This window comes from Nostoc sp. (assembly GCF_036918245.1).
Lineage (GTDB): Bacteria > Cyanobacteriota > Cyanobacteriia > Cyanobacteriales > Nostocaceae > Nostoc.
This window is the reverse complement of the sequence record NZ_JBALEF010000017.1, coordinates 140463-166748: the sequence shown is the minus strand read 5'-3', so window position 1 is coordinate 166748 and position 26286 is coordinate 140463. Positions and strand designations below refer to the sequence as shown.

19 protein-coding genes and 2 pseudogenes are annotated in these 26286 nt (G+C 41.5%); 12 read left to right on the top strand and 9 right to left on the bottom strand.

Annotation, left to right across the window (positions count from 1 at the left end; translation table 11 throughout):
* Positions 1-15 precede the first annotated feature (15 nt).
* From V7L12_RS03715 to V7L12_RS03700, 4 genes are all read left to right on the top strand, one after another.
* Positions 16-1062 carry a sucrase ferredoxin gene (locus tag V7L12_RS03715; RefSeq protein WP_335082229.1) on the top strand — a complete coding sequence of 349 codons (1047 nt, stop codon included), beginning with the start codon at positions 16-18 and terminating at the stop codon, positions 1060-1062.
* 10 nt (positions 1063-1072) lie between these two features.
* The gene (locus V7L12_RS03710) at positions 1073-2458 is read left to right on the top strand and encodes an MATE family efflux transporter (RefSeq protein ID WP_335082227.1); all 1386 of its coding nucleotides are present in this window, start codon (positions 1073-1075) and stop codon (positions 2456-2458) included.
* A 73-nt stretch (positions 2459-2531) separates the two neighbouring features.
* Complete coding sequence (locus tag V7L12_RS03705) at positions 2532-3413, top strand: SDR family oxidoreductase (RefSeq protein ID WP_335082225.1); 882 nt, start codon at positions 2532-2534, stop codon at positions 3411-3413.
* A 102-nt stretch (positions 3414-3515) separates the two neighbouring features.
* On the top strand, positions 3516-4571 hold the full coding sequence (locus V7L12_RS03700; RefSeq protein ID WP_335082223.1) for a methyltransferase: 1056 nt from the start codon (positions 3516-3518) through the stop codon (positions 4569-4571).
* A gap of 87 nt (positions 4572-4658) precedes the next feature.
* On the opposite strand, the gene V7L12_RS03690 is transcribed toward V7L12_RS03700, so the two are convergent.
* From V7L12_RS03690 to V7L12_RS03680, 3 genes and pseudogenes are all read right to left on the bottom strand, one after another.
* On the bottom strand, positions 4659-4883 hold the full coding sequence (locus V7L12_RS03690; RefSeq protein WP_335082221.1) for a hypothetical protein: 225 nt from the start codon (positions 4881-4883) through the stop codon (positions 4659-4661).
* Between the two features lie 69 nt (positions 4884-4952).
* Complete coding sequence (locus V7L12_RS03685; RefSeq protein WP_335082219.1) at positions 4953-5120, bottom strand: transposase; 168 nt, start codon at positions 5118-5120, stop codon at positions 4953-4955.
* A gap of 223 nt (positions 5121-5343) precedes the next feature.
* Positions 5344-5739, bottom strand: a pseudogene (locus tag V7L12_RS03680) (transposase family protein); the annotation flags it as partial.
* Between the two features lie 78 nt (positions 5740-5817).
* Between V7L12_RS03680 and V7L12_RS03675 the strand changes: the two are divergent.
* Positions 5818-5952 carry a hypothetical protein gene (locus V7L12_RS03675; RefSeq protein ID WP_335082217.1) on the top strand — a complete coding sequence of 45 codons (135 nt, stop codon included), beginning with the start codon at positions 5818-5820 and terminating at the stop codon, positions 5950-5952.
* A gap of 33 nt (positions 5953-5985) precedes the next feature.
* Here V7L12_RS03675 and V7L12_RS03670 read toward each other — a convergent pair whose 3' ends face one another.
* Together V7L12_RS03670 and V7L12_RS03665 are read right to left on the bottom strand one after the other, a co-directional pair.
* Complete coding sequence (locus V7L12_RS03670; protein ID WP_335082215.1) at positions 5986-8610, bottom strand: PAS domain-containing hybrid sensor histidine kinase/response regulator; 2625 nt, start codon at positions 8608-8610, stop codon at positions 5986-5988.
* Between the two features lie 295 nt (positions 8611-8905).
* On the bottom strand, positions 8906-9604 hold the full coding sequence (locus V7L12_RS03665) for a rhomboid family intramembrane serine protease (protein ID WP_335082213.1): 699 nt from the start codon (positions 9602-9604) through the stop codon (positions 8906-8908).
* Positions 9605-9785: 181 nt separating this feature from the next.
* Between V7L12_RS03665 and V7L12_RS03660 the strand changes: the two genes are divergently transcribed.
* On the top strand, positions 9786-11915 hold the full coding sequence (locus V7L12_RS03660; protein WP_335082211.1) for a tetratricopeptide repeat protein: 2130 nt from the start codon (positions 9786-9788) through the stop codon (positions 11913-11915).
* A gap of 247 nt (positions 11916-12162) precedes the next feature.
* Here the strand turns inward: V7L12_RS03660 and V7L12_RS03655 are convergent, their stop codons facing one another.
* The 4 genes and pseudogenes from V7L12_RS03655 to lepA all read right to left on the bottom strand — a co-directional run bounded on the left by V7L12_RS03655 (position 12163) and on the right by lepA (position 17525).
* The gene (locus V7L12_RS03655) at positions 12163-13212 is read right to left on the bottom strand and encodes a cyanophycinase (protein WP_335082209.1); all 1050 of its coding nucleotides are present in this window, start codon (positions 13210-13212) and stop codon (positions 12163-12165) included.
* A 324-nt stretch (positions 13213-13536) separates the two neighbouring features.
* Complete coding sequence (locus V7L12_RS03650) at positions 13537-14724, bottom strand: glycosyltransferase family 4 protein (protein WP_335082207.1); 1188 nt, start codon at positions 14722-14724, stop codon at positions 13537-13539.
* Positions 14725-14933: 209 nt separating this feature from the next.
* Positions 14934-15452, bottom strand: a pseudogene (locus tag V7L12_RS03645) (diguanylate cyclase); the annotation flags it as partial.
* A gap of 261 nt (positions 15453-15713) precedes the next feature.
* Entirely contained in the window at positions 15714-17525 is a 1812-nt protein-coding gene (gene lepA / locus V7L12_RS03640) for a translation elongation factor 4 (protein ID WP_335082205.1), read from the bottom strand.
* Between the two features lie 544 nt (positions 17526-18069).
* Here lepA and V7L12_RS03635 point away from each other — a divergent pair.
* From V7L12_RS03635 to V7L12_RS03610, 6 genes are all read left to right on the top strand, one after another.
* Entirely contained in the window at positions 18070-18306 is a 237-nt protein-coding gene (locus tag V7L12_RS03635) for a hypothetical protein (RefSeq protein WP_335082203.1), read from the top strand.
* A gap of 176 nt (positions 18307-18482) precedes the next feature.
* Positions 18483-20246 (top strand): sensor histidine kinase, encoded by a 1764-nt coding sequence (locus tag V7L12_RS03630; RefSeq protein WP_335082201.1) that lies wholly within the window; start codon positions 18483-18485, stop codon positions 20244-20246.
* A gap of 587 nt (positions 20247-20833) precedes the next feature.
* Positions 20834-21064 carry a NifU family protein gene (locus V7L12_RS03625; protein WP_012408256.1) on the top strand — a complete coding sequence of 77 codons (231 nt, stop codon included), beginning with the start codon at positions 20834-20836 and terminating at the stop codon, positions 21062-21064.
* Positions 21065-21142: 78 nt separating this feature from the next.
* The gene (locus tag V7L12_RS03620) at positions 21143-23377 is read left to right on the top strand and encodes a glycoside hydrolase (RefSeq protein WP_335082199.1); all 2235 of its coding nucleotides are present in this window, start codon (positions 21143-21145) and stop codon (positions 23375-23377) included.
* A gap of 546 nt (positions 23378-23923) precedes the next feature.
* A complete protein-coding gene (locus tag V7L12_RS03615; protein ID WP_335082197.1) occupies positions 23924-24550 on the top strand; it encodes a DUF1003 domain-containing protein in 627 nt (208 codons plus the stop codon).
* Positions 24551-24663: 113 nt separating this feature from the next.
* Complete coding sequence (locus tag V7L12_RS03610) at positions 24664-26142, top strand: alpha-amylase (protein ID WP_335082195.1); 1479 nt, start codon at positions 24664-24666, stop codon at positions 26140-26142.
* Positions 26143-26286 lie beyond the last annotated feature (144 nt).

The window sequence follows — 26286 nt, the reverse complement described above, 5'->3', positions numbered from 1 at the left end:
TCAGGAGCGATTAAATTGCAAACTCAACAGACCGATCAACTACCCATCAAAGATTGTCGTTTTTGTTCACAGGTTTCCAAAGTTAACGGAGAAGACCCCATTGGTACAGCAGGTACTTGTGACCACTGGTTGATTATGGAAATTCCCCAACCTTGGCCGCAAGATATCTTTGAGAAAAATTCAACAATCAAGGCATTCATAAATTTTTTTGAAGAGGTCATCGTCAAGCATAGAATTAACATCAGACCAATGCTAATTGCTCCCGATGGCGAGTACTCTCAGCCAGGCTTTACCCGCGTGCTGTACTACTATCGTCCTGCCAAACTCTTTTCTCAGTTTGAGAAACAGGAGTTTGTTCTCCCAGAGGAACAAGCAATTACTTTAGTAACGGCAATATTGAAACAGTTGATACAACAGCCCAACAATTTATCAGAATTTCAGCAGTATCAGCAACAAACCAGTCACATTCGCGAGCTGATGGTTTGCACACATGCTCAAGTTGATCTTGCTTGTGGCAGATTTGGGACTCCCCTATATCGTCGGTTACGCAAGGAATATGCTCCTGCTGCCAACGGAAATTTAAGAGTATGGCAAACAACTCACTTTGGCGGTCATCAATTCGCCCCCACCTTAGTTGATTTGCCCCAAGGATGCTTGTGGGGACATTTAGAACCTGAAACCCTTGATTTACTGGTAAATAGAAATGGTTCAGTTGCAGACTTGCATAAATTTTACCGAGGATGGACGGGTTTAACCAAGTTTGAGCAAATTGCCGAGCGCGAAATCTGGACACAATTGGGTTGGACTTGGCTCGACTACTTGAAAACTGGCAAAGTGCTTGCTATTGAAGAAGTTGCTCAAGGACAAGAGGTCGATTGGGCAGAAGTTCGTATTGATTTTACTGCCCCAGATGGCAGCGTATCTGGTGCCTATGAAGCCAGAGTTGAAGCCAGTGGTGAGGTCATCAGCACACTTAACTCTGGAAAAGAAATGGAGTTGAAAGCGGTGAAGCAGTATTGCGTTAGCCGTTTGGTCAAAGTTGAGTCAACAGCATCAAGCTAAGAACCTAAAAATGACTTCCCAAAAACAATCTCAAGTGACAAATGAGATCCTCCAAGGCAATCTCATTAAACTGATGTTCAAGTTATCAACTCCTGGTATTTTAGGAACGGTGCTACTAAGCTCAAGCACTTTTGTTGATGCTTTATTTGCAGGACGACTGATTGGTGAAACTGCTGTCGCTGGTATATCTCTTGCTTTACCACTAACTTCTCTTATGGGTGGTTCTGCTTATTTAGTTGGAGTAGGTTCTGCTTCTGTTCTTAGTCGAGCTATTGGTTCTGGAGATATCAAAACTCAGTCAAAAATATTTGGCAACTTAATAGTAATGGGTGTTATTATCTCCTTTGCGCTGACAATCATTGGCTACAGTTTTGGTGAAAAATTAGTTGTATTCATGGGAGGAAGTGGTGAAGTTGCCTCGGCTGGAGCAGAATATTTTAAGATTTATATGCTTGGTTCAGTGTTTTGTATCATAGCGGTTTCTGCTAACCATCTCATCAAATCTGAAGGGAAACTCAAATTATGTATGATATTTGCTGCTATTTTTATCATTGTTAATATTATCTTAAATACCATATTTATTAGGATCTTTCACTGGGGAATTCGGGGATTAGCCCTAGCTACAGTTATTGCAATGTTTGTTTACTTTATTGTCATATTAAACTATTTTCTTTCGGGAAAAAGTTCTATCCCAGTTCATCCAATAAAATTTCTTCTAGCAAGAGATTTACTCCCCGATATTTTATCAGTAGGAATCTCAGAGCTACTGACTCCATTTATGAGCTTAATTCAAAGTTTTGTAGTTTTTCAATCTATCTCTCATTATGGAACACAGAATGATATAGCCTTGTTCGGAGCTACACAGACATTAACTTTATTAGCATTCATTCCCTTAAATGGTTTTACGCAAGCCTTACAACCTGTGATAGGCATAAATTATGGAGCTATAAATTACGATAGGCTTAAAAAAGCTTATTTAACTTTTATAATTGGTGTTATTGCTTTGTTAACATTATTTTGGCTGCCTCTACAATTATTTCCACAAACGTTTCTAGGCTGGCTGTTGCCAAACCTTATTTTTACTAATGATGATTTACTTAACTTTCGTATTTTTAATTTATTGATACCATTAATGCCATTAATTTCCTATGGTGTAGTTCTCTTTCAATCTATAGGTAAAGGGAAAATAGTTGCTGTAATAGTTATTTTAAGAAGTTTAATTTTATTTATTCCATCTGTGATAATATTATCAATGTTGATGGGTTTAAGTGGTATATATTATGGAATCATCTTCACAGACGCTGTAATTATATTAATTGCACTTAAATTAACAGCAAAAGAGTTTAATTACTTTAGTAAAATGCAAATGAAAAATACTATCAATACAATTATATAAAACAATAATTATATTTTTTTAACTTTTATCTTACAGATAAATAAATGTCCTACCGATTATGAGGATCACAAAAATGGTTCAGAGAGAAAAAGGTGCTGTTTTGATTACAGGAACATCCACAGGAGTAGGTAGAGCAGCAGCGATCCTACTTGAGAAACAAGGATATCAGGTCTTTGCTACAGTTCGTCAGGAGAAGGATGCTGAATCACTGAGACAGGAGTATAAATCTGGAAGTTTGACACCAATCTTGATGGACGTTACTAAAGCAGAAGAAATTAAATTTGCCGCTGACATTGTTTCAAAATCTGTTAGCGATCGAGGATTGGTTGGATTAGTGAACAATGCAGGTTTATTGGTAGATGGGCCTGTTGAGTATGTTTCAATTGACGACCTGAGATGGCAATTTGAAGTTAATGTTTTTGGGCAAATAGCAGTGACTCAGGCATTTTTACCATTAATCCGAAAAGCTAAAGGTCGGATAGTCAACATTGGCTCAGTCGGCAGTCAGATTTCTGCACCATTTATCTCTGCCTTGTGTGCTTCCAAGTTTGCATTGGGGGCATTTACAGACGCTCTCAGAATGGAGTTGGAACCTTGGGGAATTGAAGTTATTTTAGTTGAACCAGGCTCAATTGCTTCAGCAGCGCCGGATAAAGTTGAAGAAAGCTTTCAGAAAAATTTTGCCAATATGTCACCTGAAGCTAAAGCTATGTATGGTGATACTTACAAATTTTTTGTTGAGGGTTTGATTAAATCAAATCGAACAGGAATGCCACCTGAAAAAGTTGCAGGTGCAATTCTAGAAGCTCTAGAAGCTAGTAAACCCAAAACACGTTATTTCTTGTCTAAGGGACAGATATCTCTAGTGCTTAATTTGATGCTGAAAAAATTGATTCCCGATCGGAATTTTGATGCAATGATACTAAAAGGTTTGAAGTTAAAAAATCAGAATTGAAGCTATTACCTTGGATTATATCCAACTGAATACTTGAAGCCAAAGGAAATTCAATTGCCATGTTTTCAAAATACCAGCACTCAAGAAATTTAAATAAAAATTATGGTTTTATCAGACCACAAACCTAGTACGTTTCAGTCTCCCTTGACTGTGCAACAATGGGTATATGCCTACTGGGTTTCACGATGTATTTACGTTGTTGCTAAACTTGGTATTGCTGATTTGCTGAAAGACGGTTCCCAACACTGCGATGCTTTAGCTGCTGCAACAAATACCCACAGTGATTCTCTTTATCGGGTGTTACGAGCTCTTGCTAGTCTCGGAATTTTTGCTGAGAGACAACCGCGATGTTTTGAGCTTACTCCACTAGCAGATTGTTTACAGAGCAATGTCCCTAACTCTATACATAACCAGGCAATCATGCGGGGCGAAGAGCATTACTACAAATCCTGGGGAAATTTGATGTATAGCGTACAAACAGGGGAAAGTGCCTTTAAAGATTTGTATGGCATGGATTTGTTTGAGTACAACAAGCAAAATCCTGTTGCAGCAGAAATCTTCCATCAGGGTGTCGCTTCGATGGCTAAAAAGGCACATATTCCACAATTGTCGGCTTATGATTTTTCGTCAATTAGCAAGCTGGTTGACGTTGGTGGTGGCACAGGTAGCTTTCTTGCTGCTATTCTCGAAGCTAACCCCGCCATGACAGGGGTGTTATTCGATCTCCCAGAAGTGATTGATGAGACCAAAAATTCACCCGAAACAGCATCTGTTAATGATCGCTGTCAACTGATAGGGGGCAGCTTTTTTGAGGCTATTCCGTCAAGTGGAGATGCTTATTTACTTAAGCATGTTATTCATAATTGGGATGATGAGCAGGCGATCGCCATTCTTAAGTGCTGTTATCAAGCCATGAAAGAACAAGGGCGATTGCTAGTCATCGAGACCATAGTATCTCCGGGAAACGAGTTTTCTTGGACTAAGTTTGGAGATGTGAATATGTTGGCGATGTGTCCTGGTGGACGGGAGCGTACTGAAGCCGAATACAAAGACTTGTTTGAATCTGCCGGGTTTAAACTCAGCAACATTTTCCCAACAAAATGGGATTTCAGCATCATTGAAGGAGTTAAAATAGTTAACAATGGCGTTGTTGCATGAATAGCGAGTCCGTCGCCAGATAACAGCAGGACGAATAGCTCTTTCTGCAGCATTATTAGTGGGTTCGACACCAACAGTGGTCACAAATCACCACATTGCCGACTCAACTTTAAGCAGTTGACGACAAGTGCGAACTGTTTTTGCTAGGGGTGTTTTTTCCCTGGTTGTAATCTCGTATTCGTCAGCTTCAGTTAAAGTTGCGTTGATGGATGAGCGAATCTCCTCAACCAACTCACTAAAATCACCACGAGATAAAGTACCATCTCGGACTCGATGCCATAACTCAAATAATTTTTCTTGCTGTTTAACCAATGCAGTTCCCAATTCTGTCGAGACTCCAGGACGTTCGGATATTTTAATAAATTCTCGTCTCAGATGCGCCTAACACAATTGCCGCCTTTCTAAATCTACCCAGTTATAAGCACCATGTCGGTCAGAGTTTAAAATTCCATTGAAGTTTTCACCCAATAAATTCTTTGCTCTTTGGGTACAACGGGTGAGGGCAATTTCAAAAAATGTCACTAGTGGTGTGACTGCAACCCATAACAAGCTTTCCGTTGTTCAGGATTCAAAAGAACTCTTGCATAAATATTTTGTGGTATGATTGGGGGTTGTTTTAATTTCAAGTTTTTGCAATTAAAATAGTAAGAGTTTATCAATTCTTTCGAGTAAGGATTATCTAGCGATCGCTAACTAAAAAATAGCAGTAAACATCCTTTCAATTATTATTTAATTACTGAAAATATTTGATTACTTTTATTTTTAATCTGATTTATAGGGCTAGTTCGTAATTATAAATTACGGCAATTAAATTCGACCTTAGTCCAAACCGTTGGTGACGATTTCGATATCTGTAACACAAAATTTTAAAGATTTTTAGACGACGATTAACGTGTTCGACAACAATTCTTAATCGATTAAGCTCTCGATTATATTTCTTCTGTTCTTTAGTCAACTTCTTATTTTTTGTTTCTTTTATCGGGGTTTCACTTAATTGATGAATTTTAGTAATTCCTTGATAACCTTTGTCGGCTACGACTTGGAGTAATTCTTCAAATTTTACCCCACTGTTTTTAAATAGCCTAAAATCATGAATTCTCCCCAAAGCATGCCTTAAACAGATGATTTGACTACTTTTTTGGTGGATGACTATCTGTGTTTTTAAAGAAAGTGTAAATAAGGAATCAAAGTTTTATCACAAGAGTTAGAACAGTACCAGGGCGAACGCCCTCGTTGCAGATAGGAAGTGCGATCGCGTTCTGGAGTAGCGGTGGCTCACACTTTTAGACGAACCGTCGCTGTAGAAGAAGGTAGCAACGGCAAATTCTTGCATCGGCTAACAATGCGATTGTTTCGGTTTGCAATGTTGATACAAAACTAAAATCATGGAAAGCCTCTCAGACGCTTACCTATATCAGCCTGGCTCAATCAAATCAGCGATCGCTTTCACCAATGCATCTGGATCTACTGGTTTGGAAATATGCATTTGAAATCCTGCGGCTAATGCTTGCTGCTGATTCATTTCCCCTGCATAAGCCGTCAGAGCGATCGCTGGTACGTTTCCTCCTTGTTGGGGCGATCGCGATCGCACTTCACGCATCAGCATATAACCGTCTGTTTTTGGCATTCCAATATCGCTAATTAAAACATCTGGTCTCGACTCACATAGTGCTTGTAGTGCTTCCTGTGCTGATGATACGGCGGTTACTTGCACACCGTAGTCTTGCAAAATAAAGGTAATTAAATCGCGGATATCTGGTTCATCGTCCACTACCAAAACTTGAGTGTCCGCAAGCAGCGAGGATTCCGGCTCCGAATATGAAGACTGATTCTCTTCACCCCGAACCTGTTCGCTTCTAACCAAAAGCGGTAACTCAACAGTGAAGGTTGCACCCAATTCTTCTCCAAGACTTTCGGCTTGAACATTTCCCCCATGCATTTCTACAACCTTACGCACGATCGCTAGTCCTAAACCTAGTCCACCAAATGTGCGTGTAGTTGTGCCATCAGCTTGACGAAAGTAATCGAACACATAAGGCAAAAAGTCTAGGCTAATTCCCTTACCTGTATCACTGACCTGAATTTGAGCCTGATTACCAGCTTCCATGAGTCGAATTTCTACCCGTCCGCCTGTTGGTGTAAATTTTACCGCATTAGAAAGCAAGTTCCACACAACTTGTTGCAGCCGATTTGGGTCGCCCATCACTTGTCCCAAACTGGCATCAAATACGGTCTGAATTTGAATTGACTTGGCTTGTGCTGCTAGTTGTACCGTTTGTAGTGTTGCTTCAACTACCATTACCAAGCTGACTGGACAGATATTCAAGTTTAATTTTCCTTGGAGGATGCGAGACACATCCAACAAATCTTCAATTAGCTGGGTTTGTAACTTAGCGTTGCGTTCAATGGTTTCTAAGGCGTGGTGAGTAGTTTTTTCATCAAACTTGCGAGTCCGCAGCATTTTCGACCATCCCAGAACAGAGTTGAGTGGGGTTCGTAGTTCATGGGAGAGAACCGCCAGAAATTCATCTTTAACTTTGTTGGCGATTTCTGCTTGTTGCCGTGCTGTTGTTTCGCGTTCGAGTAGGCGATCGCATTCTTGTTCAGCCAATTTGCGCTCAGTAATATCCAGTACAAAAGCAACACCATGTTCTTGGGAGTCATTCAGCAAAGCCATTCCCAAAACAATCGGTACTCGCTTACCGTTGCGATGGATGTACTCTTTCTCGTAAATTTTGGAAACTCCAGTGGTTTGCATCTCCAAAAGGGCGCGATCGTCTAAATCCTTATACTCAACAGGAGTAAGTTCTCTCCAATTAAATCTACTTAAAGTAGCAAACTCATCACGAGTGTAGCCAGCTAGTTGCAGAAAAGCATCATTGGCATCAAGGATGAAACCATCCACAGTCCAAAAAGCAACCCCAATCAGATTAGATTCAAACAAACGCCGAAATCGCGCTTCACTTTCACGTAAAATTTTTTCTGCCCGTTTGTGTTCGGTAATATCACGAGCAACAGTAATTACGCCTTCAATAGTTTGGTTTAAATTCCGTAATGGTGTAAGGATGTATTCATAATAATGCAACCCATCGGCGCTAACATATTTACACTCATCTTTTATCGGCTGCCCAGTTTTCATGACAGCAAGTAGTTGATTATCTACTTGCGTTATTAGGTCTGCGGGTAAATCCATTTCTGACAAACTTTTGCCGACAATATCTTGGGGCTTTAAACCTAGTAAAGTTGCTCCATCACGGCTGACATACTGATAACAACCTTTGCGATTAAATATATAAATATGATCGACTGAGGCGGTAAGGATAGCATTTAAAATATTTGCTTGTTCTTGGACTTGTGTCGTGAGTTCGCGAGTACTTTCTTTTGCCTGCTTACATACAGTAGTTTCCATACAAACGCCGATCATTCGCACCGCTTGCCCTTGAGCGTTATAGATAAATTTTCCCTTGGCAGAAATCCAATGTGTACTTTGGTCTGAACGAACTATGCGAAATTCATCATTGTAGTCAGTCTTTTGTGCCAAAGCGTGAGCGATCGCTTGCATTACAGATTGGCTATCTTCAGGATGAACGCACTTTTGAAACGTTTCATAAGGACTATCAGAACTACTTGGAAGTAGACCAAAAAGTAGTTGATAATTTTCTGACCAGATGACTTGATTGGTAACAATATTCCAATCCCACAAGCCCATCTGGGATACATCTAGAACTAGCCTCAGCCGTTCTTCACTCTCTCTGAGAAATATTTCTAACTGCTGTCGCTCTGCAATTTCTTGTTGAAGTTGCTGTAAAATTACTGCTACATCTGTTGGCAGATTGAGATGTACAGATGTTTCCTTAACTTTAATATGGGGATTTTCTAATTTTACTGGCAGCTTTATTTTTAGTTCTGTTAATTGTTCCTCAAGCGCTGTTTGCCTTTGTTGATAAAATATCTCTGATTGCTCTAACTCAGCTACACGCTGCCGCAAAACTGCTAATTCATTATTGAGTTGAAAGTTAATTTTATCAACATTTTGCATATTGTACACCGCTAATATTTAACAATATCGACTTGAAGAGTAGGTATCCCTAGTTCGATCTATGAATTTTTCAGCTATTAAATGTAATCTATCAAAAGGTACATAAAAATTATTTCAGTAATCATTTGCTTATTGATTTATTAAGCAAAAATAATAGTTTAGAGATTTCAGCCAAAAGGTATATATGAGTTTCAATGCTTATAGGGTAAGCACTGCCAAAAATATCAAAATCAAGGTTTTTGGCATCAGTTAATAGTGCTCACCCGACAAAAATAGCTAGATAGCTAAATAAAGTTTATCTCTTCAATCTGATGAAAGCTGCACCAATTAATAATCCCACAACCTGCCCTAAGAAAACAACACCCGATTGATTTACGCCAACAGGAGGAATATTTAAACTCCCGATACCATAAAATAATTGTTGTACAAACCACCAAAATATATAGAAAAAGGCTGGTAGCTGGATGGGGATATACAAGATTATTAGCGGCAAAATGGTGTCAATTTTAGCTTTAGGAAACTTCATCACATAAGCTCCTAAAATAGCTGCGATCGCACCATTTGCCCCAATCAATGGAACTGTCAAACTCGGTTCAGCCAGAATTTGTATTACACCTGCGATCGCACCAGCAGCCAGATAAAATCCTAGATAGCGTCCGTGTCCTAGAAGATTTTCTACAGTTTTCCCAAAAACCCACAAAAATAGGAGATTTCCTAATATTTGACTAAAACTGCCGTGCAGAAATATTCCTAAAAATAGGGTAAATACCCGCCAAATAACAACTATCCAAGCAGCAGAATTTAAAAAGAGAGCATTGGTAACTGCTCCACTAATCTGCGCTGGAATCACACCCCAACTATTGACGAAATAGCCTAGTTGACCGCTAAACTCTAGTTGAAGTTCCCATAAAAATACGGCAATATTAATGCCAATTAGCCAGTAATTAATAATTGGTTTGTTTCGACAACGAATATTATCACTAATAGGAATCATATTAATTCGTAATGGGCTACACCCCGCTTCGCTAACGTAATTCGTAATTCGTAATTAAGATACACAAAATATTCTTATCTGCTCCTCTGCTTCCCACTCCCTACTCCCTCACTCTCTCACTTCCCCTTAACCTGTGGCAAGATTGAAATCAGATCGCATCGCACTTAACTAGGCAAACAAGATGCTAGGAAACACACTTGTAGGAAGATACCAAATTATTAGTAACTTGGGAGGTGGAGGTTTTGGTGAAACTTTTGTGGCTTGTGATACCCAATTACCCAGTTCACCTCTATGTGTTGTTAAGAAACTCAAACCCCAGGCAAGCGATCCAGTAACTTTGGAGACTGCTAGGCGTTTATTTGATACGGAAGCACAAGTTTTGTATAAATTAGGAACTCACGATCGCATTCCCCAACTTTTAGCTTACTTTGAAGAAAATGCCGAATTCTATCTTGTACAGGAATTGATCGAAGGTCATCATCTGAGTCAAGAATTAACATCAGGTAAAATCCTAAGTCAAGAGGAAGTCATTTCACTTTTACAAGAACTTTTGGCCATCTTAGAATTTGTCCATCAACAGAATGTAATTCATCGTGATGTCAATCCCCACAATATCCTCAGACGCCAACCAGATGGCAAATTAATTTTAATTGATTTTGGTGCAGTGAAACAAATTGCTACTCAAGTTATTACTCCTCAAGGTCAAACTCTCGCAACAGTAGCTATCGGTACGCCTGGATATATCCCTGGCGAACAAGCTCATGGTACGCCAAAATTAAGCAGTGATATCTATGCTGCGGGAATAATTGCTATTCAAGCTCTCACTGGATTATCACCAGAGGAAATAGTAAAAGATGCTGATACTAATGAAATTATCTGGCATGATAAAGCCACGGTAACACCAGAATTTGCTCAATTTTTAGATAAAATGGTCTGCTACGACTTTCGGCAACGCTATCCTTCGGCAACGGTGGCATTACAAGCGCTGAAAGAGTTAAAACAACCACCTGTTCAGACAATAGCGTTAACTCCTCCTTCTCTACCAAAAAATATCAGCAAACCTCAACCTAAAAAAGGTATATTAGGTAAAATTTTACTAACAATATTTTTCTTGACTGTTGGCATAGTAGCATCAATATTTATTTGGAGTTACATTAATTCAAATAATGCCATAGAATTATCTAAACAAGGAAATACGTTTTTTGATTTGCAGCGTTATCAAGACGCGCTAGAAGTATATGAAAAAGCCGTTAATCTTAGACCAGATTATGCTCAAGGCTGGAATGGTCAAGGCAAAACGCTAAATAAATTAAGAAAATACAAAGAAGCATTAGTGGCGTATGACAAAGCAATTCAAATTCAGCCAGATTATTTAGATGCTTGGATTGGACGTGGCTCTGTATTAGGAAATTTACAGCGATATCAAGAAGCGATCGCTTCTTTTGACAAAGCCTTAGAATTAAATAATGACAACTCAGAAGTTTGGAATGCTAAGGGTGAAGCCTTCAGTAATTTAAACCAATATGACCAGGCAATTAAATCTTATGAAAAGGCGATTGAACTCAAACCAGATAATTATGAAGCTTGGTATAAAAAAGGATTAGCTTTGCAGAATTCTAAACGATATGAAGAAGCGATCGCAGCCTATCAAAAAGTCGTTGATTTAAAACCAGACTACGAGCAAGCCTGGTATAATTTGGGGAATGCGCTAGTCAATTTAAAACGCTATCAAGATGCATTTACAGCTTATGATAAATCGGTGCAATATCAGCCAGATTATTACCAAGCTTGGTTGTCTAGAGGTAATATACTGCTGAATTTACGACGTTATCCAGAAGCGATTGAATCTTTTAATCAAGTAATTAAATACAGTCCCAGAAACTATCAAGCCTGGTATAATTTGGGATGGTCGCTGCATCAAAACCAACGCTATGAAGAAGCAATAAAATCTTATAATAAAGCGGCAACGATTAAGCAAAATGACTATCAACTCTGGTATAATTTAGGGAATTCACAATATATATTGCAGAAATACGAAGATGCGATCGCGTCTTATAAGAAGGCAGTTCGTTATAAACCAGACCATTCCGAAAGCTGGTTTAGTAGAGGCAATGCTCTATTAAATTTGAAACGGTATCAGGATGCGATCGCTTCTTACGATCGAGCAATAAAATACAAGCCTAATTACCAACAAGCAATAGATGGTCGCAATCAAGCCCAAATTCAACTGCAAGGCGAAAAACCAAAGCCTGTAATTGTACCAACTCTTCCATTTCCTAATTCCACCAATCCACCGCAGACGACACCCTAAGCAACCTATCAAATTGACGGTTTAGGATTGATAAGCTGTTACGCATTTAAGTTGTATATTTACTCGTGTGCCCCTCTGGGGAAGCAAGCTACGCGCAGCGTCTCCTTCAGGAGAGGGTTGTCATTAGTCATACTCTGCAAGAAGGCGAAGCGCCTATGTCATTAGTTATTTGTATTTCAAAGGACAAATGACCAATGACAAAGGACAGTCTTAAAGGCTTAGGGAATGAAACAGCCCTGCTCCTCATTCAATAGGGATTTGAATCAATCCGTCCTCTTTTGACACTCCTGAGATAGTACCCAGAAGTTGGTCTGTTTTTTAAGTTGAAGGTGTCGCCACTACGAACTTTCCAAATTTTGTAATTGGAAAAGGTCAAAGGCTTTCGGGGTTCGCATACTTCCGGCAGATGATTGCCAAGTACAAAGTATACCGCACCCCTACCCATAACTTTCACCAAACCATTTTTATCCACAAGAACCGATGTACTTTCACTAACCGCTATACCTAAAACACTGCTAGATACACCATCCTTAATTTGACGGGCAATGAAAGTCATAATTCGACCCATTCTTTCTCGTCTGTCGAAGTGCGTATCTACAATAGTTCCCTTCAAATTACTCCAATTGAAAAAGTTGTAAGTAAAAGTAATGTCTCGGTAAGGATCTTCGAGTGCATCTCTAGTTTCAATGCCTTTTTCAGAAGAAGCGCAAGCATCATAGACACAATCACTTTGGATCATTGCACCCGCACTAGTGCCACCAACACCACCTCCCTTAAGGTAAACTGACTTAACAGCAGCCTCAAGCTTAGTATCTTTCCAGTTGCGGATGTATTGACATTGATCCCCGCCAGCAAAGAAAACTACATCAGCATTTCGGATTTTTTCATAAATCTCAGCTTTGTTTGCCTCTTGTCTATCCCTAACCAGAAGAGTTTCCACAAAATTTACACCCTTCATGGCATAAATTAGCCGATTGTAATCGTGATTACCATTAGTGCGGAGAACTACAACATTAACTTTAGTACCGGAGTTACTACCTCCCCTAACTTGGTTAATCATCCACTGGATAGCATCATCGACATCGGGGCCTCCCCCACCCAAACTCAGGACTGGGCCCGCTAAGGAGGGACGGACATCAAAGGAGGGAGAGGTGGAAGGGCGAACATCAACAGTGTCACCCAGGAAGAAGCGTTTCCAGCTTTCAATAAAACGGGTTATCAGGAAGGTTCCCATATTCAACAACTTGATTCCTCTACTTTTCAAGCGCCTTGCTATGCTTGGGAATGCCTTTGTCATACTAAACTTCTGGAGCAAACTGCAATTATTGCTAGGCTGTGACGCATTTTAATTGCTTCTTTATTCGTGAAATTCGTCCTTTGTCATTTATCAGTTGTTGTGAATAATCAATGACAAATGACAGTCTTGACGAAAAATGTGCAATTTAGACGCGCACTAGCTTAACTGTGGCACTAGATAGGGTAGAATTTCCAGCGTACAGGTCTTGTACTGTTTGTTAACGCAAAATAACGCAGAGTGATTATTAATTCTCTGCGCTACTGTGCGAAAATCTCTACATTGCTTTTTAGATCCCCGACTTCTTGAAGAAATCGGGGATCTATATTACCACGCTATTTGCGATCGCTCTTGTACAACTTGCTGATATACTTGCTCGGTTTGCTTGGCTAATTTCGGCCAGCTAAAGCGTCGCTCTAAATCCTCATAAGCGTTATCCACCAGCCATTGGCGATAACCTGGATTTTTCAACACTTCCAAAATTCCCCAAGCTAAAGAATCGGGATTGTTTACCCAAGTTACAATGCCTGTTTTGCTATGTTGCACTACTTCTGGAAAACCACCAGTATCAGAAACTACTACAGGTACACGCGAGGCAAAGCTTTCTAAAGCTACAATTCCAAAGGGTTCGTAAAGACTCGGAAAAACTGCGCAGTCTGCGACAGTTTGAAATTTATCTAAATATTCATCGGAGAGAAAACCGGTAAAATAGCAATGATGCCAAATTCCCAAATTCCAGGCTTGGCGCTTGAGATGGTCAGTATTACCACCACCAACGATGACAAATTTAACATTACCTCCCATTTGGTAAAGGATCTTGGGTGCAGCATTGAGCAATATAGGTACACCCTTTTCGTAGGTCATGCGACCAAGGTAATAAACGATTTTCTCATTGTCTGTGGCAAATTGGCGGCGAAAATCCAGTGCATGAAAATCTACGTGATGCTGTTTCTTTTCGGCTCGGATACCGTTATAAATGACATCGATTTTATCCCAAGGACTGTGTAATGCTCGTTCTATTTCTTGGCGCATATAATCGCTACAAACGATAATCCGCCAAGCGTTGAAAGCCAGCAAGTTTTCTTTGCCATTTATATAGCCTTGGATGTCTGTGTGAATACCGTTATAGCGTCCGTATTCTGTAGCGTGAATTGTAGCAACTAGTGGTATTTTGAGACTATGCTTGAGAGCGATCGCAGCATCTCCGACTAACCAATCATGGGCATGAATTAAATCAAAGGGCCCTTCTTCTAAAATCAACTTACCACCGTGATCTCCCATACTCAAGTTGAGATTGACTACCCAGTGGAAAAAGTCGTTACTATGTGCCACTGGCACTCGATGTATCTTTACTCCCTCAACGACCTCATACATCGACGCGTGACCAAACTCCGCTGTAATCAGGTGAATTTCATGTCCTAGCTTTACCAGTTCCGGGTACAACTCCGCTACATGCCGCGCAATTCCCCCAATAATCCTTGGTGGAAACTCCCAACTCAGTACCAGTATCTTCATCTACTAGACTCCCCGAAACTTTATAAATATCTAACAAACTACATTTACCTAAAAATACAAGTCTGGCCAATGCAGTGAGTACTTTTACTAAAATTTTTAGATTTTTTAACAGTGATTTTGTTAAAGCTTATCAACAGTAGGCTAAGGATAGGAAGCAAGGTATAGTAATATTCGTAATTAGGTTGAGCGCCCGTTTCGCAACTCAGGTATCAAGAAGGGATAACGACGCAAACGGCATGAACTTGATCGCGTCCTTGCTGTTTGGCTACATAAAGTGCTTTGTCTGCTGCATTAATCAAGTCTGGTGGCGAAATTTCAGAATTTGGTACAATGCTAACAATGCCTAGACTAACGGTGACGCGATCGCATACGCGAGACTGAGCATGGGGAATGGCTAAGTCGCGCACTGCTTGTCGAATAGTTTGAGCTACATAGATTGCTCCTTGAATCTCTGTATTAGGCAGAATGATAGCAAATTCTTCCCCACCATAATGAGCGACTAAATTGGCTGGACGCTTAATAATATTTTTGAGGGCACTTGCTAATTGCCGCAAACAATCATCCCCTCCTAAATGACCATAAGTATCATTGTAGAGTTTAAAAAAATCGACATCGAACAAAATTAAAGACAGTGACAGTTGCTCGCGTTTGAGTCGCTGCCACTCAGCTTCAAGATACTCATCAAATCGGCGGCGATTGGCTATTTGAGTCAAGCCATCTAGGGTAGCTAATCTTTGTAATTAAAATTAACGGATGTTGAAAAAGAATACAGAATACAGAATTCAGAACAAGAAAACTGTGGTGGGGGACTAAAAAGATCGAATTCAACGAAGAGGCAGGGGAAAGACTTGTTGCAAGTTCTCCTTGTCCCCAATTCTCCCCTGCTCCCTTGCCTCTTTCTCAGATGCTCGTGGACTTGCTATCGCTGCACTATCCACCACTGGGACTCCAATTCATTCAGAATTCTGACTTCTGACTCTTGAATTCTATTAGCTTTGATCCAAGCGCAGTACTGCCATAAAGGCTTCCTGGGGTACATCTACAGTACCTACAGATTTCATCCGCTTTTTACCTTTTGCTTGCTTCTGCAAAAGTTTTTTCTTCCGACTAATGTCACCACCGTAACATTTTGCTAGCACATCTTTGCGCAAAGCGGGAATGTGTTCGCTGGCAATAACTTTACTGCCAATAGATGCCTGAATTGGCACTTTGAATTGATGGCGGGGAATAAGTTCCTTGAGTTTTTCTGCCATTGCCCGCCCGACGTTGTAAGCTTTATCTCGATGCACAATCATCGCCAAGGAATCCACAGGATCGCCGTTAATCATGATATCCAGCTTCACCAAAGGATTTTCACGGTAGCCGATGATGTGATATTCCATACTGGCGTAACCGCGCGATCGCGACTTCATCTGATCGAAAAAGTCAGTTACAACTTCCGCCAAGGGTAGTTCGTAAGTAAGTGTGGTTCGTCCTTGGGCGAGATATTTCATATCCTTAAAGATGCCACGGCGATTTTGTGACAACTCCATCAAGCTGCCAACATAAGTTTCCGGCGTAATCATCTCTACTTGCACGTAGGGTTCTTCAATTTTTTCGCGATCATTGGGAGAAGGTAAGCGGCTAGGATTATCGATGTACAATTCCTCACCTTTGAGGGTAATCACCTTATAAACCACCGAGGGGGCTGTAATGATTAAATCTAGGTTATACTCTCGCTCTAGACGTTCTTGGACAATTTCCATGTGCAGCAAACCCAAGAACCCGCAACGGAAGCCAAACCCCATTGCGCTCGAAGTTTCGGGTTCGTAATGTAGCGCTGCGTCGTTGAGTTCCAGCTTTTCTAAAGCTTCCCGCAAATCTTCAAATTGATCGGCATCAATGGGGAACATCCCACAAAAAACCATTGGGTTCGCTTCTGCGTAGCCTGGTAAGGGTGACTCCGCTTTCGCTTTACTGAGGGTAATTGTGTCTCCTACCCGTGCATCAGCTACAGCTTTAATTGCCGCTCCCAAATAGCCTACTTCCCCAGCGTGCAATTCTTCAACTTGCTTTTGAGTCGGAGAAAGGACACCTAGCTCATCAATTTCAAATTCTTTACCGGATGCCATTAGATGGATGCGATCGCCTTTTTTAAGTGTGCCATCCATCACCCGGAAATACACAATTACTCCCCGGTAACTGTCGTAATAGCTATCAAAAATTAACGCTCGTAAGCGTTCATTTATGGTATTTGGTGGTGGCGGTATCCGCTCAACAACTGCTTCTAAAATTTCATCAATACCAATTCCTTCTTTAGCAGAAGCCAGAATCGCCCCACTACAATCTAGACCGATAATTTCTTCAATTTCGCTAATTACCCGTTCTGGTTCAGCCCCCGGCAAATCGATTTTATTCAAAACCGGAATAATTTCCAGGTTACTCTCTAACGCTAAATATACATTCGCCAAAGTTTGCGCTTCCACACCTTGGGAAGCATCTACTACCAATAGCGCTCCTTCGCAAGCAACAAGAGAGCGGGAGACTTCATAAGAGAAATCCACGTGTCCCGGAGTGTCAATCAAGTTCAGCACATACTGCTGACCATCTTTGGCTGTGTAGTTCATCCGGGCAGCTTGCAGCTTAATCGTAATGCCGCGCTCCCGTTCCAAATCCATATTGTCGAGAAACTGTTCCTTCATCTGTCGGTCTTCAACAGTACCAGTAGCTTGTAGCAAGCGATCGGCGAGGGTTGATTTCCCGTGGTCGATGTGAGCAATAATACAAAAATTGCGAATGCGAACTGCGGGAACGTCAGTCATATACTATCTTTGCCTTAGCAGCAACCAAAGTTAAAAGGGCAATTTACTTAATGTATTTTAATGCTTTCTTAGCCAAGACGCTCCGCTTTTAGTGCTGAGTTCCAAGTGCTGAGTGGGGCAGAGGGGAAAATAACTCTTAACTCCTAACTCAGCACTCCCTTCACCCCATCTTTAACTTTCGATCTAAATAGGTGGACTTTTAAGAATATTATGAAAGTCTATTTGTCGCTGCTAGTATTCAACAGCTAGGAGCGTACAATAAATGTAAATAAGTACATGTAGGGATCATGTAGGGATCGTGGGCAATTGCGACCAGTAATTGCCTATGAGCGCTGATTTATCAGCAAAACTTCTAGAGCCATTGTCTAGTCAGTTATATGAAAAATGCGATTTAAAACTTAAAGCTGTTACTTTGGTGCTATTTCAGGGAAGTATTTAACTGTGCCCTTGAAAATTTTTCAGCGAATTAGCCCAAATAATGAATATAACTACTTTACAAAGCTTAAGACAAAACCAATTCAAAGAATTCAGAGTATATAAACCTATGAATATGAGAGAGAAAACTACCAAAGCGGATAATACACAAGCCGATAAGGTAGAAATTGCTGTCCGCCTAGACTCCGAGTTACTAGAGCAAATTCAGCATCTCACCAATGACCCAAGTAAAGTAATTGAGGTGGCGATTCGCCAGTGGTTACGAGGTGAAATCCTCAGAGATGACGAACTAACGCGTACACCTGTGCGTACCCCTATTCCTCCTCGCGGTGAATGGAACGATTGACGCCATTAGTCAGGTAGCCGTCAATGCAAGTAAAAAAAGTAAAATTTTCCAATCTGGTTTCCAAAACACCAAAAAATACCCAATAAAACACAAAAAAGCTGTAAAAATTTATGTATAAATTTCAGCGGCTTTAGTAAAATTACGGTCGGATACCCTTTGTCTATCCAACTCAATTAATGACTATTACTGCCAATTCCCAATTGTCGAATGTATTTTCCCAAAATCTGGAATCTATTACCAGTAAGACTGATGGCTCATTACCAACTCTAGGAGCTGAGTTGGTTTATACGCAAGATGGGGCAGGGTGCTATCTGACCTTTTGTTGGCAGTACAGCGGACTCCTGGGGTTAAATACTGAAAAAATAGTTGACGAGCTGAACCAGACCCAAACCTTTGCCCCGGTGGATAAGGTTACTTATTTGGAACGATTGCACCGAATTTTGACAAGTTTGGTGCCAGAAAGGTTTCAATGTTGGTTTAGCTATCAGAAGGAATTATTTGAGTTGGACTTAGTGATTAGTCCGATTATGCCAAGTTTGGGAACTACTGTCACTACCGTTTTAGTGATGGGACGCTTAGTACAAGCGACACTCAACAAAAAACAAGCGCGCGTGGCATCAAAAACGCCTACACAAATAGAGTTGGCTTTACGATCACAGCAACACCAAAAATTGGTAAATCGCATTACCAGAAATATTCGCCGGACATTGGATTTAGATATTATTTGGCAGCAAACAGTTGATAGTTTGGGGAAAGCACTGCGGCTAGAACGCTGCATTATTTGTCCTTATCAGCCCTCAAGCTCAAAAGTGCAGGTGAAGGCTGAGTATCGCCAGCCAGAACTCAAATCAATGCTTGGCTCGGATATAGATATAGCTTCTGAGCCTGCCTTTGCTCAAGCCTTGGCAACCCTAGAACCAGTCATGATGGAAGTGGCTGGATACAAAGAGTCTGGGCGGCAGAAAACTTTGGTAGTTGCGACTTGCTATCAAGACCAAGCTAATGGATTGGTTGCCTTGAATTGGCAGGATGAATGCTATACATTAACAGAATCGGAATTAGAACTGGCAAAAGAAGCAGCAGATCAATTGGGAACTGCGATCGCTCATGCTACTTTATATGAAGAATTAGAAGTAGCGCGTCAGAAAGCCGAAGAAGCTTCCCGCCTCAAAAGCGAGTTTCTGGCTAATGTATCCCACGAAATTCGTACCCCCCTCAACGGTATGATTGGCTTTTTGAAGCTGATTTTGGAAGGGATGGCAGATGACCCAGAAGAACAAAATCAGTTTTTGACAGAAGCTCATCACTTATCGATACATCTCCTGAATATCATCAACGATATTTTGGACATTGCCAAAATCGAAGCTGGTAAAATGGAGCTAGCTTACGCTCCAGTCAAGCTAGATGAGCTATTCAGTCATGTAGAAGGTTTTATGCGTCCCCAAGCAGAAATGAGAAACCTCAGCTTTCGGATGCAAATGCCTGCTACCTCTGATGAAATCATTGTCCAAAGTAACTATCAACGGTTGCTACAAGTGATGCTTAATTTGGTGAACAATGCCATCAAGTTCACCCATGAAGGCGGCGTTACTGTCAGCGCCGATTTAGTACTCAAAAAGGCGAACTTTCAAGATCAGCAATTTCCTGGCATGGTGAGAGTACGTGTAGCAGACACCGGTATCGGTGTTTCTTTAGACAAGCAAGATAAGCTTTTTCAATTATTCTCTCAGGTGGATGGCTCCCGCACTCGCCAGTATGGTGGCACAGGTTTAGGACTGGTAATATCGCAGAAGTTAGTGGAGGCTATGGGCGGCGAGGTACATTTTTATAGTTTGGGCGAAGGACTTGGCTCAACAGTCACATTCACCGTGCCACTATATCAACAACCAGTCATGGTTTCGTCTAATGATAGCGACTCAACAAACAGTGCTGAGTGTTGAGTTAGTCATTGGTGATCTGGAACATTACTAATGCTGGGTTTTGAGATTTTAAATTTAAATTTTTTGAGCAATTATTATTTAATAACTAAATTTGAAATTGGGAAGAATTCTGTTCCTAGCCATTATAGTTGTATAATTATAGATTGGGTTGAAGAACAAAACAAAACAAACGTCTAAATGTTGGCTTTTGCTCCGCTCTACTCAACCTACGAAAATAGATTTTTGACCCCTTTTTACGGTGAGTGTACTTAGGAGGGTTAAATCCTGCCTTCTGTTGGACTGCAAAACAGAACCGAAAGGCTAGAGTAAAGTAGGAGGCTTACAGGAAAATAATGTTTCAGCTAAATCTAATATCAAATTGCTAAAACCAGGAGTGGTTTAGTCAAAAGTCATTAAAAATTGACACCTGACAATCTAGCGGCAATTAGATTTAGGATCGATTTAACAAAGCTGGAAAATAAAACTTTGGATAATGGTTAATGAGTAAGGGTGCATTGGTGACAGGGATCGTTATTATTCAATGCCCCTATGCCCCATTCCCCATTTTCCATTCCCCATGCCCATCCCTAACTTAGCAGGTCTAAACTATGGAACTCACAATTGACAACGTTGAAACAGTCTTGGATGAAATGCGCCCTTATCTCATGTCTGATGGCGGCAATGTGGAACTCGTAGAACTTGACGGGCCTGTTGTAAAACTGCGGCTGCAAGGTGCTTGTGGTTCTTGTCCCAGTTCTGCAATGACCCTGAGAATGGGTATTGAGCGCCGCCTGAAGGAAATGATTCCCGAAATTGCAGAAATTGAGCAAGTGGTGTAAAAGTTAGGAGTTAGGAGTTAGGAGTTATGAGTTTTGAATCAACTCCTAACTCCTTATTCTTAACTCCTAACTATTTCTATGTCCCATCCTCTCTACATTGCTTTTATCTGGCATCAACATCAGCCGCTGTACAAATCCCCTGGCAGCGGCGTTTCGCTATCTCCGACTCAGCAGTACCGTCTCCCTTGGGTACGTTTACATGGCACTAAAGATTATTTGGATTTGGTATTGCTCTTAGAGCGATATCCTAAGTTACACCAAACGGTGAATTTAGTTCCATCGTTGATATTGCAACTCGAAGATTATATTGCTGGCACTGCTTTTGACCCTTATCTCACAGCCAGCTTGACACCGGATGAGCAACTTACCTACCAACAGCGGGAATTTATTATCCAACACTTTTTCGATGCCAATCACCATACCCTGATTGACCCGCATCCCCGCTATGCCGAGTTGTACCAGCAAAGGCAGGAAAAAGGGCAAGCTTGGTGTTTAGCAAATTGGGAATTGCCAGATTATGGTGATTTGCTAGCTTGGCACAATTTGGCTTGGATCGATCCGTTGTTTTGGGATGACCCGGAAATTGCTGCTTGGTTAAAACAGGGACGGAATTTTACTTTAAGCGATCGCCAGCGCATTTATTCCAAACAACGAGAAATCTTGAGCCGGATTATTCCCCAACATCGGAAAATGCAGGAGGCGGGGCAGCTAGAAGTTACCACTACGCCTTACACCCACCCGATTTTGCCTTTGCTAGCTGATACTAACTCCGGTCGGGTAGCTGTGCCCAATATGACACTACCTAAGCAACGCTTTCAGTGGGCAGAAGATATTCCCCGCCACTTACGGAAAGCTTGGGACTTTTATAAAGAGCGCTTTGGACAGATACCTCGTGGTTTGTGGCCTTCGGAACAGTCAGTAAGTCCACAGATACTTCCAGACATTATTAACCAAGGGTTTAAGTGGATATGCTCAGATGAAGCCGTCTTAGGATGGACGCTGAAACACCTTTTTCATCGGGATGGGGCGGGAAATGTGGAGCAACCAGAACTGCTGTACCAACCCTATCGCCTGCAAACTGCCGAGGGTGATTTATCAATTGTGTTTCGTGACCATAGATTATCAGATTTGATTGGTTTTACTTATAGTGCAATGCCTGCAAAAAAGGCAGCAGCAGATTTAGTGGGACATTTGCAAGCGATCGCTAAAATGCAAAGAGATAGTCAAAGCGAACAACCTTGGCTAGTTACCATTGCCTTGGATGGGGAGAATTGCTGGGAATTTTATCCCCAAGATGGTAAACCCTTCTTAGAAGCTTTGTATCAAAGTTTGAGCGATGAACCCCACCTCAAACTTGTCACCGTCTCCGAATTTCTCGAAGAATTTCCAGCCACAGCCACTATTCCCGGAGGACAACTACATAGTGGTTCTTGGGTGGATGGCAGTTTCACCACTTGGATTGGCGATCCCGCCAAAAATCGTGCTTGGGATTATTTGACAGAAGCAAGAATTATGCTCGCAAGTCATCCCGAAGCGACGGAAGAAAACAATCCAGAAGCATGGGAAGCATTGTATGCCGCAGAGGGTTCCGACTGGTTCTGGTGGTTTGGTGCAGGACACTCCTCAAATCAGGATGCCATCTTTGATCGATTGTTTCGAGAACACTTATTTGGTATTTACAAGGCATTAAATGAACCTGTACCGCCCTATCTCAAGCAACCAGTGGAAAACCACCAAGCACAGGGAAACCACACCCCACAAGGGTTTATTCATCCCGTGATTGATGGTAGGGGTGACGAACAAGACTGGGACAAAGCTGGACGCATAGAAATCGGCGGGGCGCGGGGAACAATGCACAATAGCAGCGTCATCCAGCGACTTTGGTATGGGGTGGATCACCTGAATTTCTATTTACGGTTGGACTTTAAAAGTGGCGCTGCACCAGGGCAAGATTTGCCAACAGAGTTGAATTTGCTATGGTTCTATCCAGAAAAAACAATGGTCAATAGTCCAGTACCCTTGGCAGATGTACCAGATGCAGCCCCACTTAATTACCTTTTTCACCATCTTTTAGAAGTTAACTTGCTGACGCAATCGATTCAGTTTCGAGAAGCTGGAGACAATTCTCAATGGTATCCCCGTTTCAGTCGCGCTCAAGTAGCTTTAAATAGTTGTTTAGAGTTGGCAGTGCCGTGGGCAGACTTGCAAGTTCCGCCAGATTATCCTCTACGTCTGATTTTGGTGCTTGCAGATGAAGGGCGTTTTTCCAACTACTTGCCTGAAAATGCTTTGATTCCCATTGAGGTGCCTTAGGACTCAATACCCTTGGTTTTACGAAATACCATTAGGGGCATACAGATGTACGCCCCTAAAGTCGATTTATTTGGAAATCATATTTAATTTTTCTAGTTCTAAATCTAAATATATTTGGCAATATTCTGCCTGGAGTTTAGACTAGTTGCCGATGCGAAACTCCAAACCTTTACGACAATTAATGTACATCAAATATAAGCGCATTCACGCAAAACTTGGGCAGAATATTTATAGTACTCTTGAACTAAAAATCCTCTAGGGGAATCAAGGATGCGATCCAATACTGCGTAGGTTTTGCCTAAAAAATAAAAATGTGTAGGTTGGAGAGCCACTGCGTTGGACGGGTTTATCGGCTTAAAGCAAGTGGCGTTTGAAGTAACGAAACCCAACATTTTGCGGGGTTTGTTGGGTTTGGTTGCTCAACCAAACCTATGAATATTCTTAATCGAGCAGTATTGGGATGCGATCGCCTGCGGTGGGGTATAACGCTATCCTCAGTGGAAGATAAGCAATAATCGAATAACATCGAGATTTAGGAGTTGGTGCATGACCCATAACGCAGACGACACAGCCAACGGATACTTTAGTTCAAGTGTTAACGAACACAAAGAGAAAGCTTCTCGAAATCAAGTGATCACGGTTCCATTACCAGACCCGATTGCAAAAAATATTGAAGCGATTAGTTTACTTCATAGCCAGGAAGTTCGAGATATTCCCGCCCACCAGCGGATACTAGAAGCGATCGCGACATTCTTTGGGCGATCGACATTTATGTATAGTTTGCTAGTCATACTGGCTCTGTGGATTTTTGGCAGTTTTTTTGATGGCTTTTTGCCATTCAACCTGCCCCCGTTTAGCTGGTCAGGTCAAGGCTTAGACGCAGCTGCATTGGTGATTTCAACCGGAGTGCTGGTGCGACAAACTCGCCAAGAAAACTTTGCCGAACAACGGGCGCAATTGATGCTACAGCTTAACCTGCTCTCCGAGCAAAAAATAGCCAAGATTATTGCTCTATTAGAAGAACTCCGTAACGATTTGCCTGATGTGATAAATCGGCATGATTCGGAAGCTGAATTGATGCGGCAAGCTGCTGACCCGATCGCAGTATTGGAAGCACTCCAGAAAAACCTAGCTGAAGAGCTGTCATCCACAGAAGAAAACAATATAAGTTGATCGCAGTTTTTTAGTGGATTTTTGTTTCTATTGAAAGACAAAAAAGAAAACTTCAAGTATAGTCTTTGTGTTGGAAATCACAATTTATCGGAAATTTTACTAGAGGGATACACATGGCTCAACTGAATGGTGTAATGATGCAGTACTTCCATTGGTATATCCCTCCCGATGGAAATCTTTGGAATGAGTTTAAAGAGAAAGTCAAAGACTTAGCTGATGCAGGTGTTACATCTGTTTGGCTACCCCCAGCTTACAAAGGAATAGGGGGTAGCTACGAGGTCGGCTACGGGGTCTATGATATGTACGATCTAGGCGAGTTTGACCAGAAAGGCTCAGTTCGGACAAAGTACGGCACAAAAGACGAGTATATCGCTGCTGTCAAGGCGGCAAAAGCTGCTGGCATTCGAGTGTATGCTGATGTTGTCCTCAACCACAAGTTAGGTGCAGACGTAGAAGAAGAGGTGGAAGCAACGCCCTATAGTCCAGACGATCGCAACCACGCGATCGGTGAAATGCAAAAAATTAAAGTGTGGACTCACTTTACCTTCCCAGGTCGCCAAGGCAAATACTCCGATATGGAATGGCACTGGTGGCACTTCGACGCAGTTGATTACAACGTTTACAACGAAGGTGAGAACGCAGTTTATCTGTTTAAAGATAAACATTTTGACGACAACGTTGACCTGGAAAAAGGCGCTTTCGACTATCTCATGGGATGCGATCTGGATATGGAGAGTCCAGAAGTTCGCGAGGAGTTGAATCGCTGGGGTGAGTGGTTTGTAGAAACCACTGGTATAGATGGCTTTCGTTTTGATGCCGTTAAACACGTGAGAGCTGGCTTTTTCCCAGAATGGCTGATTCACTGTCGCCAAAAGGCAGGTCGCGATCTGTTTGCCGTTGGTGAATATTGGTCTTATGAAGTTGAAGCGCTCCACCATTTCCTTAACATCACCGGTGGCGATGTGATGTTGTTTGATGCGCCATTGCACTATAACTTTAGCGCTGCCAGTACACAAGGCAGTGACTACGACATGCGGCAGATATTTGATAACACCTTGGTGCAACAACAACCTACTTTAGCCGTCACCTTAGTAGACAATCATGATTCTCAACCCTTGCAGTCGTTGGAGTCTGTAGTAGAAAGCTGGTTTAAACCGTTGGCTTATGCGTTGATCCTACTGCGAAGTGAGGGTTATCCCTGTATCTTCTATGCCGATTACTATGGTGCTAATTACAAGGATAAGGGCCCAGATGGCAATGAGTATGAGATTTGGCTCGATAGTCATCAATGGATAATTGATAAATTTTTGCACGCTCGTCAAACCTATGCCTATGGCGACCAATACGATTATTTCGACCACGCTAATACAATCGCCTGGACACGCTTAGGAGATGAAGAACACCCTGGCGGTATGGCAGTTGTTCTGAGTAATGGAGGAGAGGGGACTAAGTGGATGGAAGTTGGGCAACCCAACACCACTTACATTGACATCACTGAACATATCAGCGAACCTGTCACAACGAATGATCAGGGCTGGGCTGATTTTCAATGCAATGCTGGTTCTGTTTCTGTGTGGGTTCCACAGTCTTAGTCGAGGTTTTAGTAATACTTATCCAGAAAGTTACGCACTTGACAAACTTTGCTTAAAAGAGAACTTAAGCAGTATTTTGTGGATAAGCCACAACCCTTATTATTCCGTTACAAAGCAATTGAACATTGCCTAAAAAGATTCACT

Excerpts from the sequence above, each read along its gene's own strand:
- V7L12_RS03710 (WP_335082227.1), top strand. The coding sequence starts at position 1,073 with ATGACTTCCCAAAAACAATCTCAAGTGACAAATGAGATCCTCCAAGGC.
- V7L12_RS03705 (WP_335082225.1), top strand. The coding sequence starts at position 2,532 with ATGGTTCAGAGAGAAAAAGGTGCTGTTTTGATTACAGGAACATCCACA.
- V7L12_RS03700 (WP_335082223.1), top strand. The coding sequence starts at position 3,516 with ATGGTTTTATCAGACCACAAACCTAGTACGTTTCAGTCTCCCTTGACT.
- V7L12_RS03670 (WP_335082215.1), bottom strand. The coding sequence starts at position 8,610 with ATGCAAAATGTTGATAAAATTAACTTTCAACTCAATAATGAATTAGCA.
- V7L12_RS03665 (WP_335082213.1), bottom strand. The coding sequence starts at position 9,604 with ATGATTCCTATTAGTGATAATATTCGTTGTCGAAACAAACCAATTATT.
- V7L12_RS03660 (WP_335082211.1), top strand. The coding sequence starts at position 9,786 with ATGCTAGGAAACACACTTGTAGGAAGATACCAAATTATTAGTAACTTG.
- V7L12_RS03655 (WP_335082209.1), bottom strand. The coding sequence starts at position 13,212 with ATGACAAAGGCATTCCCAAGCATAGCAAGGCGCTTGAAAAGTAGAGGA.
- V7L12_RS03650 (WP_335082207.1), bottom strand. The coding sequence starts at position 14,724 with ATGAAGATACTGGTACTGAGTTGGGAGTTTCCACCAAGGATTATTGGG.
- lepA (WP_335082205.1), bottom strand. The coding sequence starts at position 17,525 with ATGACTGACGTTCCCGCAGTTCGCATTCGCAATTTTTGTATTATTGCT.
- V7L12_RS03635 (WP_335082203.1), top strand. The coding sequence starts at position 18,070 with ATGAATATGAGAGAGAAAACTACCAAAGCGGATAATACACAAGCCGAT.
- V7L12_RS03630 (WP_335082201.1), top strand. The coding sequence starts at position 18,483 with ATGACTATTACTGCCAATTCCCAATTGTCGAATGTATTTTCCCAAAAT.
- V7L12_RS03625 (WP_012408256.1), top strand. The coding sequence starts at position 20,834 with ATGGAACTCACAATTGACAACGTTGAAACAGTCTTGGATGAAATGCGC.
- V7L12_RS03620 (WP_335082199.1), top strand. The coding sequence starts at position 21,143 with ATGTCCCATCCTCTCTACATTGCTTTTATCTGGCATCAACATCAGCCG.
- V7L12_RS03615 (WP_335082197.1), top strand. The coding sequence starts at position 23,924 with ATGACCCATAACGCAGACGACACAGCCAACGGATACTTTAGTTCAAGT.
- V7L12_RS03610 (WP_335082195.1), top strand. The coding sequence starts at position 24,664 with ATGGCTCAACTGAATGGTGTAATGATGCAGTACTTCCATTGGTATATC.